Raw genomic sequence first — 19,313 nt, forward strand, 5'->3', positions numbered from 1 at the left:
TTGTTGTTTTTTTGTAAAAAAAACTGCAGTGAAAAATAGTCTTTTGTTCGTATGTGTACTAAACGCATTCTGGTCCTTTTCACAGATTATCAATGGGGAAAGAATTGAAATTGATTTGAAAACAGATGAGCGGATCAGTCAGGTACTCCCGATTGGGGAAAAAGGCTTTGTTACTCTCGAGTTCGAAAATGTAAGAGGAGTACATGATATCTTTCATATTTCCAGGTATTCCAAAGACTTTAAAAAGGAAAGTTCGGTTGATTTTGAACGCGATTCACGTTTTACCAAAAATGCAACTTTATTCTCGGTAGATAGCAGCCAGATCGTATTTTTGTTTTCCAACCGGAAAGAATGGATTCTGAAAATTTACGATGTGTACAATCAGTCCTTGGATGAACGCATCATTGAAAAAGCCGACGCCCGTTATCGTGATGTAAATTATTTGCTGCTGGACGGGAAAATTGTGATGAGTGGATATCAGAAGCGAAAGCCGACTATTTTGTTGATGGATATCGTTTCGGGAGATCAGCAGTTTGTATTGGTTCCGGGAATTAGTTCCGGTAGAATAATCGAATCTATCGCACTGGACAATAAAAATGAAAAAGTGGTGGTGCTTCTGAAGGACGGAAGAGATATGAAAACAGCGACCATGCATTTGCTTTTGATTGAATCGAACGGGGAAATTACCCGTAGTATGGAACTGGATAAAGATCCGAAATATTCGATTATTGGTGGGGGTGTAACGTGGATGAATGAAAACAGTTTTCTGATCGCAGGAACCTATGGAACTTCCAAAAGCAAGGGGTCTGCTGCTGGATATTACCTTTCCAAATGGACGGACGAGAAACAAGATTTTATTACTTATCATTCATTCACGGATTTTGAAACCTACTTAAACTATTTACCGGAAAAGGCAAGGGCAAAAATGGAAAAACGCGTGAACCGCAAAAAAGAAAAGGGCGGAGAGGATATTATTCAAAGTTTTGTCGCTGTTCACCCGGTATGGGTTGTCGGGAATACTTACCGAATCATAGGTGAGGTGTATTACCCGACCTATCGTACAGAATCGTATACGAGTTATGTCGGTGGAAAAGCAGTAACAAGCACCCGTTCGGTTTTTGATGGGTATCAGTATACGCATGCCGCGATTCTGGATTTGGATGAGTCCGGGCAGAAAATAAAAGATTATTGTTTCTCGATATATTTATCGAATAAACCATTTACGGTCATCAAGAATCTGCGAATCACGGAAAACAAAGAAGGAGGAATGAGGATGATGTTTTCTACGGGAATGAATCTGAAGGCAACGACCATCACCCCTGATCGCGAAATGACGGAAACTGATTACGGAAAGATTGTAACGGAGCGGGAAGGTGATAAGGTCAGATATACGGCTTCGTCTTGTTTTTATTGGTATGAAGATAACTACCTGGTTTGTGGGACGCAGGTCATCAAAAACAAAGAAGACGACAAAGTAGCAAAAAAACGTACGGTCTTTTTTATCAATAAAATCAGTTACACGAAATAGGCTTACTGTCTTTTGATCGTTTCCCAGGTCTGGTACATTTTTTCCTGGCTCGGGCGATTGGGTTCCGCTTCTTCCAGTGGGTCACACGGAATCAGGGTTTCGAAACATTCCTTCGGAAGTGCCTGATACAATGCTGTTCCTTTGGTTTTCCAGGCAATCATATCGTCCGAAACCTCTTTGATGACTTTCGCCGGATTCCCGACCACCAGGCTGCGCTTCGGAATGTGCATGTTGGCAGGAACGAAGCACAAAGCTCCGATAATGCATTCATCTTCGATCACCACGTCGTCCATAATAACGGAATTCATCCCGATCAGGCAGTTTTCACCGATCGTTCCGCCGTGTACGATCGCTCCGTGACCGATATGCGCTCCTTTCTTCAACGTAACAGTTGTTCCCGGGAACATATGGATCGTGCAGTTTTCCTGGACATTACATCCGTCTTCAATGATAATCTGTCCCCAGTCACCGCGAATTGCAGCTCCCGGACCAATGTAAACATCCTCTCCGATCAGGACGTTTCCGGTCACAACTGCCTGAGGATGAATAAAACTAGATTTTTTAACAACTGGAATGAAACCATTGAATGAATATACCGCCATGAATACCTATTTTTGGTAAAAATAAACAATCAAAACGGCAAAATGAGTTATTGTGATTATGTTTTAAGCAAACCAAAAGACGATGTTCATCGTATCTATCATGATTTCCATTATGGCACGCCAATTGAGGATGATCACGAGCTTTTCGGGCGTTTGATTCTTGAAATTAACCAGGCAGGATTGTCCTGGGACACAATTTTGAAGAAGCAGGCAAACTTTTCGGAAGCTTTTGACGTTTATGATATAGAAAAGATTGCGAATTACCAGGAAGATAAAGTAAACGAACTGCTTCAAAATGCGGGGATTATACGAAATAAATTGAAGATAAACGCCGTTATATATAATGCACAGCAACTCTTGCTAATCCAAAAAGAATTTGGTAGCTTTAAGTATTGGCTAGACAGCAACTTAGGGAAGTCAAAAGAGGAGTGGGTAAAGTTGTTTAAAAAACATTTTAAATTTGTCGGAGGAGAGATTGTAAACGAGTTTTTAATGAGTACAGGCTATCTTCCGGGAGCACATCAAGCACATTGTTATAGATATAAGGAATTAAATACAGGATCATGAAAGCAAAAATATTACTTCCCGTTATTGCTGTACTTTTCAGCATTTCGTCATATGCACAGGTTGGTCTGATGGTTGGTCCGGGGTTGAATTACGGATTCGGTTCGGGGCAGTTGTTTAAGACTTTGAACCTGGGAGTAGAAATCCCGAGGGATGAGAGTGCATCAATCGTCATCCGTGCGTATGCAAGTCTCAAAAACAACAAACTGGATTCAACCTATGCGGAAGCAAATAACCTGGGAACAAGTCCTTCGGTGATGACTGTGGGGGTTAAAAACGGGGTGACACAATACGGAATCCAGGGAGGAACCAGAAGATATTTCATCGGGTCCAATTTCGATTATGGGTTTGGTCTTTACGGAGGAACTGTGTTTGATTTGTCTCTTTACCATTTAAGCAGCAAGGTAACAGAAGCCATTGATCAGAGCGCATATACCATTCGCGATGCGAATAAGGGAAGCGTGTTCCTGTTGAGTTTCGGTCTGCAGGGAGGAGCGAAAAAACAATTTGCTTTCGGAACATTGTTTATGGATGTTTCCCTTTCCTACGCGATTGTTGCCGCAGGTTCTGCAAAACTTTCCGGAGCGGCAAATACGCAGGTTTCGGTGCTGAACTTCGGGTGCAGTATCGGGTATCGAAAAGACCTGTTCTTCTAATTAATTGAAAAGGTAAAAGTTAAAAAAGTTCACTTCGACTTAGTTCGACAAGTTCACTACAGGTCGCTCAGTAAACTTTTTAATTGGTCTACAAGGGTTTCGGCGGGACTGGGGAAACTTTTCAATTCTCAATTCTTCATTGTCAATTAACGTTAAAAGGGCCACCAGCTTTTTTTGCCGCTGGTTAACTGTTTCTCAAAATCAGCCAGAAATTCCGAATAAGAAGCGTAGCGTTTCTCCATTCCTTTCAGCAGTGCCGCTTTTTGTTCTTCCGGGCTCAGTTTGTTCGGCGGAATGGTAAATTGATGCTTGGCAGCCAGCTTTTGCAATACCGGGCTTACGGATTTATACTTGCTATCCAAACTCGGAAGCGGGTAGGTCAGTTGCAGGTTGGTGGTAATACTCGGATTGGGATCAATGAGTGGCATACGTCCCTGGAGACACGTCCAGCAGGTAATTCCCAATGCAAAATAATCCGTTCGCGGATCAACCAGATCCAATTGGTTTAAGAGTAATTCCGGAGCGGCAAACCCCAGGGGAAATAATGTTTTTCTAGGATCCGGTTCGTTTTTGTTGAGTGCCAGCCCGAAATCAATCAGTGAAACATGTAAGTCTTTTGACGGATCGATGATCAGGTTGCCGGGTTTGATATCCAGGTGGTAAATTTGATTTTGATGAATGTATTCCAGGACAGGCTCCAGCCTTTCCAGTACTTTGAACAGTTCCAGTGCTTTTTCTTTGGATCTGAATTGTTCCAGGTAATCGTTTAGGGTAATGCCGTTTTGAAACGATTTAAACAGCAGGATTTCCGATTCCGTTTCGAAAAAATCCATCGTTTCGGGAAGTCCGTCCACGATGAATGAGAATGAGGCTTCTTTCCTCAAACGTTCCTGGGCCAGTAGATTGTCTTCGCGCTTCTGGATCGTTTTCAAAATGGATTTCACTCCGGAAACCTTATCCTCGGCGAGAAAAACCGCCGCAAACTTTCTTCTCTTGTTTGCATCGATCTGCTCTAAAATCCGGTATTTTTCTGCGGGATTCATCCTGTTCTCCATAACTTCTATGCAAGTTACCACAAATTCCGGTATTTTCAGAATAGTCGTTTTCTTCTCCCGCTGATTGCGCGGATTCCGCAGAACTTCTTTTGACCGCTCTCATAGATGCACCTGTTTTTTATGACGTCCGTCATTTAAGCGAGCCCGGTAGGCTCGCTCTAATCTGTGCATCTGTGGGAACATGATCATTCGAATTAAAAGTCGCAAAGAGTTAAGTATGAATACAATCATCAAATCATCCTCAAAACTCTGACAGACTGCTCAAAGAAAAAAGTACTTTTGAGGATATGGACGTAAAATACCTTATCGCGGATTCCGGTGGGAGCTCAACCAGCTGGGCATTGGTCTACAGCAACAACGAAGTAAAATGGTTGCAGACGCGCAGCATGCACCCCAAATACGTGCTGGCAGATCCGGAAGAAACGTTGAAAGAGTTGCAGGAAACATTCGGCGGACTGGATGTTCCGCTTTATTTCTACGGAGCCGGATGCGCTTCTGATGAAGTTCAGAACGACATGCAGGTATTCCTCAACCGGGCCGGATTTTCAAAGGTGGAAGTATATCCCGATACATTGGCTGCTTGCAGGGCGCTTTACGGAAAGCAGGCAGGTTGGGTCGGAATATTGGGAACAGGTTCTATCCTGGTGAAGTATGACGGAAACCGGATTGTGGAGCGCATTGGAGGCTACGGTTCATGGGTCGGAGATGAAGGTAGCGGATTTTACTTCGGGAAACTGCTGGCACGCTTTTTACTGGAATCGTCCGAATGGGAAGACTCCTGGACAGAATTGTTCGGGTCGAAAGCACGTATTTTGGGTAAGCTGGCAGGCCCCGAATCTCAAAAATGGCTTGCCGGATTAGCACATCAAACTTCCGGACTCAATTTTGATTTTTTGCATCGGAAAAATGCGTTATTATTTTGGGAAAATTACGGCTCAAAAATTCCAAATCCGGATCAAATTGCTTTCATCGGAACCTACGGTTTTGAGCAACGAATCATTTTTGAGGAAGTGTTTAAAAAACAAGGAGTTACTATTTTGAAGTGTCTTGCCAGTCCCATGGCGGATTTGCTCCAATTTCACCTTGTGAATGAATAGTTAAATCATTGTTAAGAATTTTGCTATTGATACTGAGTTGATTAGTCGAAAATATTAAATCTTTCGTAGAAAAGTACCTTGTCGTTTGAAAAATAATTCACAACTTGCAGAAGCGAAAGTGAGAAATGGATACATTATTAATTCAGGCAACTGCTCAAACCCCCTTGGTAGATTTTAATCCTGCTACAGGAATCATGGAAATCAAAGGTCGTTCGATCCCGGATGATCCTGAATCTTTTTGGGGTGTTGTTTTAACATGGTTTGATGCTTACATGTCGAATCCGTTGGATGAAACCCTTGTGAAAATAGACTTGGAATACTTCAATATTACGTCATCCAAACGCATTTTATTCTTGCTTTACAAACTCAACGAACTGGTTGATTCGGGCAAAAAAGCAAAGGTTGAATGGTACTACAGACAATCCGATGAGGATATGTATGAAGTGGGCCAGGATTATGCTTTTATGGTTCATGTACCATTCGATTTCCGTGAGTATACGGATAATGATTTGGTGGTCGCTTAATTTTTCTTCATGACGTTATTGGAGTGGTTTTTAAGTATCAGACTTATAATCCATAGATACAGGGCCTGAGACCGAAAACCGGTCCGGAGTCTTTTGTGTTGCCTCTTTTGTCTTTTTCTTTTTTCTAGTCATAATTACTTAAATTATCAGTCAGAAAAAGCCCCTCTTTTTCCATTTTCATTATTTTTGTCAGTATTATGCGTGTAATTGCTGATATCCCTCATCCCCGTTACAAGATTCAGATTTTCTTGTACAATGCAAAATACCTGGTGAAGATTGAATTGGGTCAATTCGAACAAACCTTTAAGATTGCAGAAACCGATGTAGACGGGGGAGTGGAAGCAGTGAAGCGCATGGTGACAGATCAATTATTACGTAACTCATTAGACCGGTTTCTTTCCATGCGTACTGACTGGGAGGAAGCATTTAAAAACAAATAAGTATGAAATTAGGACAGGTTATCGCAGCAGGTTTGATTCTTGGATTGACAACATTCGCGTGTTCGGACAAAAAGGAAGAGGCTAAAACAAAAGAAGAAACTCCTCCTGTTGTTCCTACGGTAGATTCCAAAGGATTGAAAATTGCATTTTATTATTCCGACAGTCTGAAAGAAGGCTTTACGTATTATAAAAATGAAGATGCGCGCATAACCAAAAAAGGAGAGGCATTTCAAAACGAATTGATGTCGAAGCAGCGTTCACTGGAGCAAAAAGCGCAGAATTACGAAAAGTACATGCGTGAAGGAACCATGACCGGTGCAGATATGCAGAGCCTGGAAAACGAAATCGTACGTTTGCGTGAGCAATTGATGAATATGCAGCAATCACGAGGTGCACAACTGGAAAAAGAAACCAGTGAGGCATTGACGGTATTATCCAAAAAGATTGAAGTAGCAGGGAAAAAGTACTGTGAAAAATACGGGATTGATATTTTGTTGATTCACGGTCAGGGAGGACAGATTAATTTCATTAACGACAAAATGAATGTAACACGTTCCTTTATCGACTTCCTGAACCACGAACAAGAGATGATGGACAAAGATTTGGGGAAATAAACTATGTTGATAGCACAACAAAAACTCAGGGAAAACGTCGCTGAATATATTTTATACATGTATCAGGTTGAAGATTTGATTCGTGCTTATCAATTCGACCTGGATCGCATCATGAAAGAAGTTGTGGAACCCAATCTTCCGGATAAAGCTTATCTGGAAAGTTACCGTTCCTGGTATTCCGGCCTGATCCGGGATATGAAATCCGAACGCATTGTTGAAGCAGGACACCGCCTGGAATTGCAGGATGTACTCGTAGAATTATCGTACCTGCACAATTCACTGCTGACGGTGGTAAACGATGAAAAATACCGGACACTTTATACGACCGCACTTCCATATATCGAAGACTTTATCGAGCATTCGAACCTCAAAGGAATGAACCACCTGGAAGTTTGTTTTCACGCGCTGTATATGAAATTACTGCTGAAACTGCAGAAAAAGGAAATCAGCCAGGAAACAGAAGAAGCTTTTGACGCTATGCGTATTTTGTTGGCTTACCTGACACGTTCTTACCACCAAATGAAAGGCGGGGAAGGGCAGTATTGGAACAACTAACGCACCCTTCGACTCCACTCAGGGTGCTGAAAAACGCTTTTTTAATTCAAAATGCAAAATTCAAAAGGTTTTTTCGGAAGGACATTTTTGAATTTTAAATTGGTCATTTTGAATTAGTAGAGGTCGAGTTTACTCACATTCAAATCCACATCTCCGTCGATTCCCGGAAGTCTTCCTGATTCTGAAAATTGCCAATGAAGTACTTCGCGGTCAGTCATGTATTGCGGTTCCCGGCTGTATGCAGCGATCCAAAAGTTGTAGCCATCCATCTTTCCACGGAATTTGGTCTCGTAGAAATTCAAGGAAGTATAAATGATCGGTTTGATTCCGGTTGCTTTTTTGATCTCTTCGCACCAAATCAATACTTTGGCTCTCAAATCCTCATCCGAAAATCCTTCGTCTTCCACATCCAGTACGGGAGGAAGGTCGATGCTTCGAATCTGGTAATTCGCCAGGAAAAAAGCCGCCTGAGGTCTTGGAAGCGATTTTGGGTTGAAGTAATGGTATGCACCGTTTGAAATGCCGTGTTTGTTGAGATAATCCCGGTTGCGCTGCCATTGCGTATCGATGTGATCCGATCCTTCGGTCACTTTGCAGTACACGAAATCGATAATGGTATCGAAGCCTTTTTCGGTAAAGAGCAAATCCCAGTCGATGACTCCCTGGTGGTGCGAAACATCCAGCCCGACGCTTTTGTAGCCCGGGGGAATGATCTCGTGAAAATGAGTGGAAGTTTGAACCATTCCCTTCGATTGGTACCAAAAGAAGATAAATCCTGCAATTCCTGCGGGAATCAGTACCCAGAAAAAGAACTTTCCTTTCGTCTTTTTCCCCTTTTTTGACCTGCGTTTGGCAGGTTTTTTTGAAACTCTTCTTTTAGCCATGAATCGGCTGCAAATTTAGCCTAAATTCCATACGATCCGTTTCTTTTTAGAATCGAAGGCCGAAATATACACGCAGCTGGTTCAGGTCTCTGTTTACCAGGCTTTTGTCCCTGCGATACAGGAGGTTGTTGTCGTAAGCGATCCCGAGGTAACCGATGCACGGAACTGTTCCCAAACGTCTTTCCAGGCTTGCCGCCAGGCGGATTCCGAAAGTGTTAACATTCGATTTTGCCACGCCGTGACGTCCCACCAGCAAGGAAGGCCCGAAATGAATGGCAGTCAGCTTGGAAAGCGGGATAGGAACTCTTACTCCGAAATTACCGGAAACACCCCAAACCGCTTCTTTGAATTGATTGGAATCACTGGTTTTCTGGTAGCCGTTACTGACGTAAAAATCACACCCGATCAGCGTATAGATTTGTTGTGCACCCAAATCACCAATCTGGAGGTTCAACCCGTAATGGAACAGGTTGTTCTTTCCAAGGCGCGAAAGCTGTGCAGAATCACGTACAAACTGTGTTCCTGTTTCTATTCCGAATTGCACCACGCGCATGTTTTTCACAGGAGTACGCAGGTACGCAATACGGGCTGTATCGGAAGTTGTTTTCGGTTGTTTTTCAGGATGAACGATCTGGCTGAATGCGGTAAAACTTGCCAGCGAAGCAATCATTAGGAGGTATTTCATACATTGATTTTGTACGAAAGTACTGATTTTATCGGCTAAAGCTTATAAATGACCCAGTTTTCGTTGTTGACGACGGTAGGTAATTCGAGGTACAAATCACCGCCGAGATAACGCTTCAAAACAACAATGTATTTGCATCCTTTTTGGCGGATTGATTCTCTGAAAGTTGGATCGAGAAGCTCGTCATTGCTTGCCACCCAACCTTTGCGGTGCGCAAAATAAATTGCAGTCGGGTTATCTCCCGTATTCACGGCAATGAGATCCGTTCGTTTCGAAAAATGATCCAGTTCTCCTTCCAGTTTCACAAAAGCCAACTCGTGTTCTTTGATTCGGAAATCATGCAGCTGATTGAGCGTTCCTTCCAAAACAATCGCGGTTAGAAACAGGATTTGAATCCACTTTTTGGAAAACTGGCTGATTCCGTAACCGGCTGTCAGAGCCATGACCGGAACAAACGGAATGATGTAGTAGGAGTGATGTGTAAAGGTAAAACCGGCTTTCAATGCAATGACTGCGAATGCGGCGAAACACAAAACGAGGATGCGCAGAAGCAGTTTGTTTCCTTTCCGGAACGCGAAGAAAATTCCGATCAGGAAAGCCCCGAACCCGATAAATTTCAACGCGGCATCGTAAAAATGCTTCAATCCGTCGTGCCAGTTTTCGATCAATTCTCTGGCTCCGGTGCCGATGGGTTTTCCCATGAAAAAATGCCAAAACTGGTATTTCTCCACTAAGTAAGGAACCCAGCTGAAATACCACCAGGCAACGGGGGCTAGAATGATGCCGCTGACGATGAAAAAAACGATTTTCAGGTTGACCTGAATGCGCTTATCGAAAAAGAAAAAGACGTATAAAATCAGCAGGAAGCCGACCGGGAGTTTTGCCAGGATTCCGAATAAGGTAAAGAGCGCATACAAGGTCAGGTAGATCCATTTTTTTCCTTCATCCTCAAAGTATTTGCAGGCGTAGAAAAATCCGATCAGTAACAGGGACGTCGCAAAGGTATCGGGCATGATTTTACGGCTGTAGGCAAACCAGATAGAGGCCAATAGAATAATCGAAGCATTAAAAGCCGTTTCCCGGCTGAAATACCGTTTCAGAATCCGGAAGAAAAACCAGATTCCCAAACTGCTCACGATCAGGTTGATCAAACGTCCGTACCAGTGCTGGTAGCCGAATAATTCCGAAACCCAGTAATCGATGTAATTCAACAGCGGGAATTCCATCCCGGTAATTCCGGTTTTGTCTCCGGCAAAGTCAACACGCGGGTAGAAGATATTGGCCGATTCCTCGTAAAAATTCCGCGTAACCATCGTTCCGGTAGTCTGTCGCCAGTTGTGGGCAACTTCCAGCGGCGGATTCATAATTCCAATCATACGGATCAGGAAGAATAGGATAATCCAGAAGCGAATGTCTTTGAAAATGGGAAGTCCGAAGAATGATTTCACGTTTGTTTTTTGAGTCGGACTAAAGTTAGAAGAAAAGTTTGAAATTGCGGACAGGCGTTTGCACATTGCTCATCATCTGAAGGAGAAACTCCGGTCAGCGCTTTTTAGGCTTCAGCTGTTTTTCGTACACTGCTTTTCTCTTTTTGAGTTCCTTGATTGCTTCGTCACTCTGCGAACTGAGGTCTACCCCGAAAATAGCGTTGATGTGTGTTTCAAGCTGTTTGATCCGTGAGATGCGTTCGTCATAAAAGCGGGCATCTACCGGTTGTGATTTATCCGGTTTTACCAATGCAATATCCAGTTCGTAGTTAAAAAGAAAGCGGAGTGTGGGAACGCTGGAATAGTGGTAGCTCTCATCCACAAATGCGCGGGAAAACAAGGTGTTTTTTTGAACCCAGATTGAATCCAGTACCTGGTTGCAAGCATAGTTTTCCTTGTAGATGCGTTGTTTTTTCGCTTTCTTCCGGATGGTTTTATAAGTCGGAATTTCATTCAGCAAACTGAAAGCGGGGTGAATGGGAGCATGAGACTGCGCCATGAAAACCGGATCGGGATTGTAGTAGGTGCGGTCTACGGAAATAAGTGTAAAAGATTGGCTGGTTTTCGAAACCGGATTAAAGACCGGAATTTTTGTTTTCGAAGCGATGTGTGTCCAGGTTGGGTCCATGAGCATCCAGGTTCCATTAACCCGCACTACATTCCATTGGTGGTTGGTTTGGGTGCTCATCCGGTGAAATTTGCGCCCGATGAATTCAAAGATGCCCATTTTGGTTTTTCCGATGATCGAAAAACAGGGAATGTTGCTTTTCACGCAGAGGTATTCAAACACGCGCGAAAAATCCCTGCACACTCCTTTGGATCTTTTAGCGGTGAGCTCCGGGTTGTAGAAAGGCGCTTTTAGGTCTTTCATGCGCTCGCGGTCGTACTTGAAATACGTGCCCAGGTAGCCGAAATAGAGCCATACTTTTTCTTCGTCGTTCTGACCTTTGGAATCAAGAAAACGCTGTGCGAGTTCCAGGTCTTTTCGTACGGGAAGTTCCATGGATGACACAATGCTGTCGAGACTTCGCTTGCGGGAATCGGAGATTTGACAAAAGGCCTGTGGTGCAAATGTCAACAAAAAGAATAGGAACAAAAATGCTTTTTCGCGATTCATCAGATGTTGGGATAAGCTGAATTGGGTGTTTGGTTACTAAAAAAGCGGAACCCAATTGAATTCCGCTTTTCTATCGTGGGTTGAATTTATTTCTTCTTGAAGTTCGGAGCAACAACCAGGTCTTTCGTTCCGTGTGTCCAGGAATAGAATCCTTCTCCGGATTTCACTCCTTTTTTACCTGCAGTAACCATGTTTACCAACAGCGGGCAAGGTGCATACTTCGGATTTCCGAAACCGTCGTGCAATACTTCCAGGATAGCCAGACACACGTCCAAACCAATGAAATCTGCCAGTTGCAGTGGTCCCATCGGGTGAGCCATTCCCAGTTTCATTACCGTGTCAATTTCTTCTACGCCGGCAACACCTTCAAACAAGGTATAGATGGCTTCGTTGATCATCGGCATCAGGATTCTGTTTGCTACAAATCCAGGGTAATCGTTTACTTCAACCGGAACTTTGTTCAGTTTCTTAGACGTTTCCATGATCAGGTTGGTCACCTCATCGGTGGTGGAGTATCCGCGGATAATTTCTACCAGTTTCATCACCGGAACCGGGTTCATGAAGTGCATTCCGATGACTTTCTCCGGACGATTGGTTACCGAAGCAATTTTGGTAATTGAAATGGAAGAGGTATTGGATGCCAGGATCACGTTCTCAGGAGTTAATGCATCCAGTTGCTTGAAGATATTCAGCTTCAGGTCTACATTTTCCGTTGCAGCTTCTACCACCAGTTCAACACCTTTTACACCGTCTTCCATAGAAGTGAAAGTCGTGATGTTTGCAAGCGTTGCCGCTTTATCCGCTTCCGTGATTGCTTCTTTCGCCACCTGGCGGTCCAGGTTCTTGGTGATTGTTGCCAATCCTTTATCCAATGAAGCCTGAGCAACATCGATCAATGATACATTATATCCAAATTGTGCAAAGGTGTGGGCAATTCCGTTCCCCATGGTACCTGCTCCGATAACTGCTACGTTTTTCATGAATTGAGTTCTTATTTTTTCGTGGGCGAAGATAATGAAAGTCTGCTATAGTTGTGCATTTTAGAACGAGTGGTTTGCACTTTTAAATCGATGGAATCTCCGGAGTTTCAATCAATCGTTTTGGATGTTTTACCAATAAAAAGGCAACTGAACGCTTGTTGCTGTCGTTAGTCTTTTAAAATAAACCAACTACTATGAAAACGAAAACACACCTGGTATTACTGGCAGTTCTTTATTTTACAACTGCATTTTCCCAAAACGAAGTGAGTACGGTTTATTGGGGAACGACCATTTTTGACTTTCGGGTTTCTCCGTTCCAGATTCTTTCCACTTCGGTTGCTGATTCCCATGAATGTGCGGCTTCGATTTGTGACGAAGACGGGAACCTGCTTTTTTATTCCAATGGTGGAGAATGTCCGGGACTTCCCGGTATTTCCGGAATATGGGGTGCTAACGGTCAGTATTTGCAAAACGGACAATTTCTCGATTCGATGGGGTGTCGCAGTTCGTCGCAGGGAGCAATTGTTCTTCCCGATCCGGCCGGAATTACAGCTTCGAGTAAAAAATATTACCTGCTGACAAAAGATTGCTTCGAAGCCTTGCTACCAACAATGAATCCGGATCCGAACCTGTATAGCAGCGGGTTTTCGTATGCAGTCATTGATATGCTGGCAAATAATGGGAGCGGGGCAGTTGTTTCAAAGAACCATGTGGTTGTTCCGCATATGCCTGGAACCAACCCGGATTTTGAGCCGATTACTGCCGTACCGGATACCTATACCGGTTCGGCAACCGGGTATTGGATCTATTCTTTTTCAGTCGATTCACTTTACAAGATTCACTTCGGTGTAAACGGATTCGATTCGTTTGAAAAGCTGTTTTCAACAGGAGGGAAGCTTACCGTATCGCCGGATAGAAGGCACCTGCTGGTTAAAGGAAGCATGTATGCATTGGATCTGCAAACGGGTTCTTTGCAGTTGGTGCATGCATTCAATACGTATTCAGAAGGTGCATTTTCTGCCGATGGACGCAAAGTCTACATCATCGAAAACAGCATCTTGAATCAATACGACCTGGATCAACCGAACTGGCAGACGAATCCTACGGAGTTGGGAACGTTTGCACTAGACGAATATTATTTTTCCATGTGCCTGGTGCCTTCGGGAAGCATCTTTATATTCAACATATTTGATCCCAACTACATCGATGCGGTGATCAATTGCCCGAATACTTCCGGAATCAACTGTAGATTTGATTCTACGAATGTGTCTATCCAGGGAGGAACGCTGGGGATTTGCTCTCCGAATATTCCTGCTCATTTCCTGTACAATACTCAATCCAATTGTGAGTTAGGGCTTTCAGAACCGGAAGTCACACCGATTTCCCTGGTTCCCAATCCGTCGAACGGGAATTTTACCGTCCATTTCGGAAATTCGAACGGACGCGATCTGACGATGCGGATTCATGATTTGACGGGAAGAACCCTGCGGATGATACCGGTTTCCGGGTCGAATACCGGTCAGGTAGCTGTTCAGGCTGACGATTTACCACAGGGCGAATATTTCCTCGAAGTGAGTTCGGATGGAAAACCTTTCCGGGTAGAGCGATTGGTAGTGCAGGATGCGTTTTAACTGATTTTATCGTTTTTTTCATTTCCGGAATGTTATATTTACTTCATCAAGTGACAGATCTTGATGCCTTTAAATACCAAACAACCTATGGAAAAGGAAAAGCGCTTATCACGTACGGAACTGACTGCTATTGCCAATCACAGCGACCTGACTCCGGAACAAAAAGCCAGAAGTTATACCGAACAAATCCCCATACACGGAGAAGAATACCGGCAATTTTTGAAATGGATTCTGCTGGTTGGAGGGATTTCACTCCTGGGATTCGGATTGGTTTTCTTCTTTGCCTTTAACTGGAGAGACATGCCCGCATCGTGGAAATTTACCACTGTTTGGGTTTTTCTGCTGGGTTTTCTTGTTCCGGTATTTTTGCCGAAATCATCCCAGCTCACGAAGAACCTTCTCGTAACTGTGGCTTCCTTGCTGGTCGGTGTACTTTTTGCGGTTTTCGGGCAGGTTTACCAAACAGGCGCTTTCACCTATCAGTACATTGCATTGTGGCTGGCTTTGATTGCTGCCTGGGTTTTGATCATGCATTTTGCGCCGTTGTGGATTCTTTTTCACCTGCTGGCCTGCGTGGGCTTGTACGATTATTTTGACCAGTATTTCGCTGTTTATGTTTACCTCTTTGTCGTTGTGGCACTCACCGTGGTGTGGAATGAAGTGAAACCGGCAAAAGCATTTCCGTATTGGTATTTGCTCACGGTACTCACTCCGGCAATTGTTTTCAGTACGGCCCGAACCAGTGCAACCATTTTGGGCGATTCATTCCTGGCGCGCTTCGATTGGACGGAATTTGCTGTTTTCATTTTCTGCGAAGCGGCTTTATTTGGTTTGGCACTCTACAAAAAGTGGTTGATTCCGGTTGCGCATATTGCTTTGTCGCTGATGGTGGTGATGGACGCAAAATTGATTGCAGTCTATCATGACAATTTGATTATCCCGGCCTTTGCAACCCTGTTGGTACTGACGGTAAGTATCTTTTTTCTGATTTATTTACGAAACTTCTGGAAGAATGGAAAATCAAAAGCATGACCAACCCGCAGAGCGCTGGAAACAGTTCTTCCCGGACGCTGTGATGGAAACTGCACGGGTGGAAAAAGACCTGAATTACCATGGCGCACATTTCGGAATCCGGGCTTTGGAGTATGTGGTATTTATGGGAACACTCATTACTCTGGGGTTGTTCGGAGCGGCCATTTACCAGATCGCTGAACCCGGAACCGGTTTTTATTTCTTTATTGCCCTATTATTCCTCGCAGGAACGGTGGTTTTACACCGCACGGTTCACAAACGTTTGATAGATGCTCTTGGTACGGGACTTGCGCTGGTCGGAACAGTTTCATTGATCGCCGCATTGTTTTCGCTCGATACGTTCAATGACCGCGAGGTTCAGGGAATCATCCTGGGGGTGATTGTCATCCTGGTGCTTGTTTCGCGTAAAAACCTGCTCACGATTTTGGGAGTAATTGCTTCCTTTTGGATTCTGAACTGGCTTCTGGAGTCGCGTGATTTCAGTGAAGACCGCTTCGATACTTTCCGGTTGGTAGCCATGATCTTTATTTTGCTGCTTGGTGCACTGGTCTGCCTGGAAGGATTCATCTTCAGCCATTATTCCCGCTTGGTTCACTTTTCCAATTACCTGAAACACGGAGTTTTCCTGGCCTTGTGCAGTTACTTTGTACTCGACTTTGATTCCTGGTCCTGGTCGCGGTGGACAACATTCAACAGCGCCAAGTGGCTCACTCTTGCCATGTATGTGGAGTTGTTGCTGTTCGCAGTTTTGCTGTTTGTTTGGCAGTACCGCCGTTTGAAGCGGGAACACCTGCCGCTTTGGATCGTGGTATTGTTGCCTTTGAGTTTGTTCTTATTGGGCTTCTTCAGCGTAAAAATTGCTTTTTTCCTGTTGGCTTTCCTGGCTTTTTTGTTCACGCGGTCTCTTTTCGGAATCATTACCGGCGCGCTGGGATTGATCTATGCCGTGATTCATTTCTATTATGAACTGAATTGGACGCTCATGCAGAAATCGCTCGTGTTTATCGGGTTGGGAGTCTTGTATCTTGGATTATTCTTTTTGTTGAATGCTAAAAAAATGCCGCATGAATAAGTTGAAATGGAGTTTGATTGCAGGAAACATCGTGCTGCTTGCGGTGATATTTACCTGGATGCTTTTGGGAAAAGAGCAACTGCTTCAAAAAGGAGATATCCTGGTGTTGAAGTTGCAGCCCGCCGATCCGCGTTCGTTTATGATGGGAGATTACATGACCCTCAACTACGATATCAACGACGAAATCCCGACCGGAAATTCTTTCGAAGACTTCCGGTTCTACCGGATCAATGAAAAAAAGCGTGCTCAAGTTGTAGTGAAAATGAATGACAGTCTGGCTGTTTTTGTCCGTTTGTACCAAGCCGGTTCTCCTCTAAAGAAAGGAGAATTTGTTCTTTCGTCCGAAAAAGCGTTTTTCAACTACCGCATTCTGCCCAATGAATATTTGTTCCAGGAGGGAAGAAGCAAGCACTTTGACCGCGCCGAATATGCACAGTTCCGTGTAAACCGTTCCGGTGATGTCGTCATTGAATGTTTATTGGATAAAGACCGGAAAGAGTTGAGGTAGAGTCGTTCAGAGAAGCTCGGTAAAACCGGGATGTTACCACCACCAGATTGAAACCGTCCTTTTTAACCTTATGTATACCGGCAGTCAATGGTCAGGTGGCATATGAAATACTGGATCAAAACAACCTGTCGGCTACATTTGGTTCTTCAAACTTCACAGGGAACCATTCAGAAGCGGGTGGTAAAGGAGTAGAAATGAGTTTCAGGAAGCAATAAAGCAGTTTTGTTGATGCCATCTTAGATTTTCAACTGCCGGGTAAAAATGTGGATTGCCTGGCAGGAGAATTTGTTTTCCATCAAATTGACCGAGAGAATACGGAGAGTCATTTTCAATCACTGTTGGTGAAATTTTGACCAGGTAGTCATCGGTAATGGTGATCAGGCCGCGATCATAAGCCCGGTGAAGAGTCGGTGATAAGGAAATGCCGTTGGTGATGGTATCATCTTTCGAAAGCGCAAATGGCTTGATATGGCAGGCGTCGATCATTTGAACCTGCGTTGCAGCTTCTATCCGCATTTCCGAAATGGCACAGTGGAAAGCGTAGATTTTCGGGATTTCCCGCTTGAACACACCTCCGCGCACAAAAATTTCTTCTTCATACCTTTCTTTCGGGAGATTTTTCTGTAGTTCAGAAATACGCTTGCGGTAGGTGACCGGGTCATCCTGAAGTATTTGCATTTCAAGTTCCGAGAATAAGTCGTGCTTCGGAGAAGAGAACATGCTTTTTGTTTCAGGGAAGTATTGATCTAAAAGTGCTTCTTCCAAAACCAGTAAATGAACCGGATTCTGCATCTGGATAAACACCTGCGGATCAATTTCAGCAAATGCAACAGTTTGCTTTAAGGCAGTGAAACTTTTGATGCTGTTGGAAGAAGTCACCGGAATTTCCATTCCAGCGCGTGGAACTAATTTCCAGAAAGGTTCCGATTTCATGTGAAAGAAAGGCAGTGAAAAAGTGGGAGTATGTCGTGTAACAACCAATTTGCTCCAGATTGATTTAAATTCCAGTACGAGTTCAGGTGTAATGGCAATCCGGTTATTGGTGATTTCGCCCTTGCGAATCAATTCTAAAATGGCCAATAGCAAAATGGGCTTATGAGGAGCGCCGCCGAGTTTTCTGTCACGGCGAAGCCTGGAGAAATCAGAAAGGACTTTTTGAAAGATCATTTAAAACAGCAATAATAAGTCTTACTAAAAAAATCAATGTTGAGTTCTACTTGTACGGCATCCCAGATAAAAAAGTTTGCAGTTTTCGTTTTTGCATTAAAATCATATACCCGGTATAATTTCCATTTGGGATCACTTTTCATAACGGAAACTTCATTCATAGACATATAAAAAGGGGCTTTTTGATTTCCCGCAGTCGTTTTTACTTCTATATGAATCTCCTGGCCATTTTCATCATATGATAAAAAGTCGTAGCCTACGTAATCCTTTTGCTTTATAACTCTTTTATCTTTTGAGATAATACCTTTTTCCTGAAGCTCTTTTAATCTTTTTTCTTCCTGGATTAAAATCAGTTTTTCACCGGTGTCGCCTAGTTTTTTGTTCTCCCTATTCCGTTTTTCGTAAATCGATCCGGATGGTTCGTTCAGGACATTGGAATAGAGTGTTTTATCTTGAAACACGTATTCTCCCCGGGAGCTCTTTTGGGGTAACGGATTATTTTCAACTTTTGTCAGTTTCATCTGAGTTAAATCCATTGAATCCAAATGCAGATTTTCCAATTCTTCCTTTAGGTCAGAGCTGTCTAACAGATTCTTTATCTCAAAATAATGATGCAAATTATCTTGAATGAAGTGTTTACTGAAATTGATTAATTGATCAAAATTTTGAAAAGATCGGAGATCGATAAGATACCATCTGATCCATTGTCCTCTATAAAATTTAGTTTCTACAAACTTGTCAAAAAGAGCAACTTTGTCGTGACTTAACCGATCCGAACCACTAAACTTACAATGTAATTTGATGATCAGACTTCCTTCTTCAGCGTTACATTCGACATTAAAAAACAATTGGTGATCATCCGGATTGGGAAATATTCTGCACCAGGCGTATTCTTTAAAGGTAGATTGATAGGTATTGAGCCAATTATTTCGACCTAAAGATGAAAAACCTAATTGCTTAGCAACTTGTTCTCCCCAAAAACTCACTTTGTCAAAAATAGTTTTCCGGATTCGCGAGCCTGTTCTGATATCTTGTTGATTTTCTTTGTCGTATACTGTGTTTGCATGTTCAATATAGAAATTCAGGTCTTCTTGAGTGAAATAGTTCATATGGGT

Annotated in this window: 21 protein-coding genes; 12 read left to right on the forward strand and 9 right to left on the reverse strand. The window is 43.3% G+C overall.

From position 1 onward, the window contains the following. Positions 1-28 precede the first annotated feature (28 nt). Entirely contained in the window at positions 29-1,528 is a 1,500-nt protein-coding gene (locus ABDV94_RS00335; protein WP_343603797.1) for a hypothetical protein, read from the forward strand. 2 nt (positions 1,529-1,530) lie between these two features. On the opposite strand, the gene ABDV94_RS00340 is transcribed toward ABDV94_RS00335, so the two are convergent. Next, complete coding sequence (locus tag ABDV94_RS00340) at positions 1,531-2,130, reverse strand: transferase hexapeptide repeat family protein (protein WP_343603799.1); 600 nt, start codon at positions 2,128-2,130, stop codon at positions 1,531-1,533. Positions 2,131-2,172: 42 nt separating this feature from the next. Between ABDV94_RS00340 and ABDV94_RS00345 the strand changes: the two genes are divergently transcribed. Then, the gene (locus ABDV94_RS00345) at positions 2,173-2,697 is read left to right on the forward strand and encodes a DNA-3-methyladenine glycosylase I (RefSeq protein WP_343603800.1); all 525 of its coding nucleotides are present in this window, start codon (positions 2,173-2,175) and stop codon (positions 2,695-2,697) included. Continuing rightward, entirely contained in the window at positions 2,694-3,350 is a 657-nt protein-coding gene (locus ABDV94_RS00350; RefSeq protein ID WP_343603802.1) for a hypothetical protein, read from the forward strand. Before ABDV94_RS00345 ends, ABDV94_RS00350 begins: the two co-directional genes overlap by 4 nt. A gap of 152 nt (positions 3,351-3,502) precedes the next feature. On the opposite strand, the gene ABDV94_RS00355 is transcribed toward ABDV94_RS00350, so the two are convergent. Beyond that, complete coding sequence (locus tag ABDV94_RS00355; RefSeq protein ID WP_343603804.1) at positions 3,503-4,393, reverse strand: protein kinase; 891 nt, start codon at positions 4,391-4,393, stop codon at positions 3,503-3,505. A gap of 299 nt (positions 4,394-4,692) precedes the next feature. Here ABDV94_RS00355 and ABDV94_RS00360 point away from each other — a divergent pair, with 299 nt between their 5' ends. From ABDV94_RS00360 to ABDV94_RS00380, 5 genes are all read left to right on the forward strand, one after another. Then, entirely contained in the window at positions 4,693-5,502 is an 810-nt protein-coding gene (locus ABDV94_RS00360; RefSeq protein WP_343603806.1) for a hypothetical protein, read from the forward strand. A 125-nt stretch (positions 5,503-5,627) separates the two neighbouring features. Further along, positions 5,628-6,026, forward strand: coding sequence for a DUF1987 domain-containing protein (locus tag ABDV94_RS00365; RefSeq protein WP_343603807.1), 399 nt, complete (start codon positions 5,628-5,630; stop codon positions 6,024-6,026). 197 nt (positions 6,027-6,223) lie between these two features. Beyond that, positions 6,224-6,466, forward strand: a complete 243-nt coding sequence (locus tag ABDV94_RS00370; protein WP_343603809.1) for a hypothetical protein — start codon at positions 6,224-6,226, stop codon at positions 6,464-6,466. A gap of 2 nt (positions 6,467-6,468) precedes the next feature. After that, positions 6,469-7,080 carry an OmpH family outer membrane protein gene (locus ABDV94_RS00375; RefSeq protein ID WP_343603810.1) on the forward strand — a complete coding sequence of 204 codons (612 nt, stop codon included), beginning with the start codon at positions 6,469-6,471 and terminating at the stop codon, positions 7,078-7,080. Positions 7,081-7,083: 3 nt separating this feature from the next. After that, positions 7,084-7,635: a DUF4924 family protein gene (locus ABDV94_RS00380; RefSeq protein ID WP_343603811.1), complete on the forward strand. Its 552-nt coding sequence runs from the start codon at positions 7,084-7,086 to the stop codon at positions 7,633-7,635. A gap of 113 nt (positions 7,636-7,748) precedes the next feature. Here the strand turns inward: ABDV94_RS00380 and ABDV94_RS00385 are convergent, their stop codons facing one another. From ABDV94_RS00385 to ABDV94_RS00405, 5 genes are all read right to left on the reverse strand, one after another. Beyond that, on the reverse strand, positions 7,749-8,519 hold the full coding sequence (locus tag ABDV94_RS00385; RefSeq protein WP_343603813.1) for a GH25 family lysozyme: 771 nt from the start codon (positions 8,517-8,519) through the stop codon (positions 7,749-7,751). Between the two features lie 46 nt (positions 8,520-8,565). Next, positions 8,566-9,204, reverse strand: a complete 639-nt coding sequence (locus ABDV94_RS00390; protein WP_343603815.1) for a hypothetical protein — start codon at positions 9,202-9,204, stop codon at positions 8,566-8,568. A gap of 35 nt (positions 9,205-9,239) precedes the next feature. Next, positions 9,240-10,652: a glycosyltransferase family 39 protein gene (locus tag ABDV94_RS00395; RefSeq protein WP_343603817.1), complete on the reverse strand. Its 1,413-nt coding sequence runs from the start codon at positions 10,650-10,652 to the stop codon at positions 9,240-9,242. 94 nt (positions 10,653-10,746) lie between these two features. Continuing rightward, positions 10,747-11,808 carry a transglutaminase domain-containing protein gene (locus ABDV94_RS00400; RefSeq protein WP_343603819.1) on the reverse strand — a complete coding sequence of 354 codons (1,062 nt, stop codon included), beginning with the start codon at positions 11,806-11,808 and terminating at the stop codon, positions 10,747-10,749. Positions 11,809-11,894: 86 nt separating this feature from the next. Next, entirely contained in the window at positions 11,895-12,788 is an 894-nt protein-coding gene (locus ABDV94_RS00405; protein WP_343603820.1) for a 3-hydroxybutyryl-CoA dehydrogenase, read from the reverse strand. A gap of 194 nt (positions 12,789-12,982) precedes the next feature. Here ABDV94_RS00405 and ABDV94_RS00410 point away from each other — a divergent pair, with 194 nt between their 5' ends. The 4 genes from ABDV94_RS00410 (at position 12,983) to ABDV94_RS00425 (ending at position 17,031) form a co-directional block, all read left to right on the forward strand. Then, positions 12,983-14,419, forward strand: coding sequence for a T9SS type A sorting domain-containing protein (locus ABDV94_RS00410; RefSeq protein ID WP_343603821.1), 1,437 nt, complete (start codon positions 12,983-12,985; stop codon positions 14,417-14,419). Positions 14,420-14,506: 87 nt separating this feature from the next. Beyond that, the gene (locus tag ABDV94_RS00415; protein ID WP_343603823.1) at positions 14,507-15,451 is read left to right on the forward strand and encodes a DUF2157 domain-containing protein; all 945 of its coding nucleotides are present in this window, start codon (positions 14,507-14,509) and stop codon (positions 15,449-15,451) included. Further along, positions 15,432-16,523 carry a DUF4401 domain-containing protein gene (locus ABDV94_RS00420; protein ID WP_343603825.1) on the forward strand — a complete coding sequence of 364 codons (1,092 nt, stop codon included), beginning with the start codon at positions 15,432-15,434 and terminating at the stop codon, positions 16,521-16,523. The genes ABDV94_RS00415 and ABDV94_RS00420 overlap by 20 nt, the downstream gene beginning before the upstream one ends. Continuing rightward, on the forward strand, positions 16,516-17,031 hold the full coding sequence (locus tag ABDV94_RS00425) for a GDYXXLXY domain-containing protein (protein WP_343603826.1): 516 nt from the start codon (positions 16,516-16,518) through the stop codon (positions 17,029-17,031). The genes ABDV94_RS00420 and ABDV94_RS00425 overlap by 8 nt, the downstream gene beginning before the upstream one ends. A 201-nt stretch (positions 17,032-17,232) precedes the next feature. Here the strand turns inward: ABDV94_RS00425 and ABDV94_RS00430 are convergent, their stop codons facing one another. Then, a complete protein-coding gene (locus ABDV94_RS00430) occupies positions 17,233-18,198 on the reverse strand; it encodes an HNH endonuclease (protein ID WP_343603827.1) in 966 nt (321 codons plus the stop codon). Then, positions 18,195-19,307, reverse strand: coding sequence for a DUF3883 domain-containing protein (locus ABDV94_RS00435; protein ID WP_343603829.1), 1,113 nt, complete (start codon positions 19,305-19,307; stop codon positions 18,195-18,197). The genes ABDV94_RS00430 and ABDV94_RS00435 overlap by 4 nt, the downstream gene beginning before the upstream one ends. Positions 19,308-19,313: the final 6 nt, after the last annotated feature.

Source organism: Fluviicola sp., assembly GCF_039596355.1.
GTDB lineage: Bacteria > Bacteroidota > Bacteroidia > Flavobacteriales_D > Crocinitomicaceae > Fluviicola.

Bases quoted from the DNA above. Each gene is read 5' to 3' on its own strand.
- ABDV94_RS00340 (WP_343603799.1), bottom strand. From the start codon at position 2,130: ATGGCGGTATATTCATTCAATGGTTTCATTCCAGTTGTTAAAAAATCT.
- ABDV94_RS00345 (WP_343603800.1), top strand. From the start codon at position 2,173: ATGAGTTATTGTGATTATGTTTTAAGCAAACCAAAAGACGATGTTCAT.
- ABDV94_RS00350 (WP_343603802.1), top strand. From the start codon at position 2,694: ATGAAAGCAAAAATATTACTTCCCGTTATTGCTGTACTTTTCAGCATT.
- ABDV94_RS00355 (WP_343603804.1), bottom strand. From the start codon at position 4,393: ATGAATCCCGCAGAAAAATACCGGATTTTAGAGCAGATCGATGCAAAC.
- ABDV94_RS00360 (WP_343603806.1), top strand. From the start codon at position 4,693: ATGGACGTAAAATACCTTATCGCGGATTCCGGTGGGAGCTCAACCAGC.
- ABDV94_RS00365 (WP_343603807.1), top strand. From the start codon at position 5,628: ATGGATACATTATTAATTCAGGCAACTGCTCAAACCCCCTTGGTAGAT.
- ABDV94_RS00370 (WP_343603809.1), top strand. From the start codon at position 6,224: ATGCGTGTAATTGCTGATATCCCTCATCCCCGTTACAAGATTCAGATT.
- ABDV94_RS00375 (WP_343603810.1), top strand. From the start codon at position 6,469: ATGAAATTAGGACAGGTTATCGCAGCAGGTTTGATTCTTGGATTGACA.
- ABDV94_RS00380 (WP_343603811.1), top strand. From the start codon at position 7,084: ATGTTGATAGCACAACAAAAACTCAGGGAAAACGTCGCTGAATATATT.
- ABDV94_RS00385 (WP_343603813.1), bottom strand. From the start codon at position 8,519: ATGGCTAAAAGAAGAGTTTCAAAAAAACCTGCCAAACGCAGGTCAAAA.
- ABDV94_RS00390 (WP_343603815.1), bottom strand. From the start codon at position 9,204: ATGAAATACCTCCTAATGATTGCTTCGCTGGCAAGTTTTACCGCATTC.
- ABDV94_RS00400 (WP_343603819.1), bottom strand. From the start codon at position 11,808: ATGAATCGCGAAAAAGCATTTTTGTTCCTATTCTTTTTGTTGACATTT.
- ABDV94_RS00405 (WP_343603820.1), bottom strand. From the start codon at position 12,788: ATGAAAAACGTAGCAGTTATCGGAGCAGGTACCATGGGGAACGGAATT.
- ABDV94_RS00410 (WP_343603821.1), top strand. From the start codon at position 12,983: ATGAAAACGAAAACACACCTGGTATTACTGGCAGTTCTTTATTTTACA.
- ABDV94_RS00415 (WP_343603823.1), top strand. From the start codon at position 14,507: ATGGAAAAGGAAAAGCGCTTATCACGTACGGAACTGACTGCTATTGCC.
- ABDV94_RS00420 (WP_343603825.1), top strand. From the start codon at position 15,432: ATGGAAAATCAAAAGCATGACCAACCCGCAGAGCGCTGGAAACAGTTC.
- ABDV94_RS00425 (WP_343603826.1), top strand. From the start codon at position 16,516: ATGAATAAGTTGAAATGGAGTTTGATTGCAGGAAACATCGTGCTGCTT.
- ABDV94_RS00430 (WP_343603827.1), bottom strand. From the start codon at position 18,198: ATGATCTTTCAAAAAGTCCTTTCTGATTTCTCCAGGCTTCGCCGTGAC.
- ABDV94_RS00435 (WP_343603829.1), bottom strand. From the start codon at position 19,307: ATGAACTATTTCACTCAAGAAGACCTGAATTTCTATATTGAACATGCA.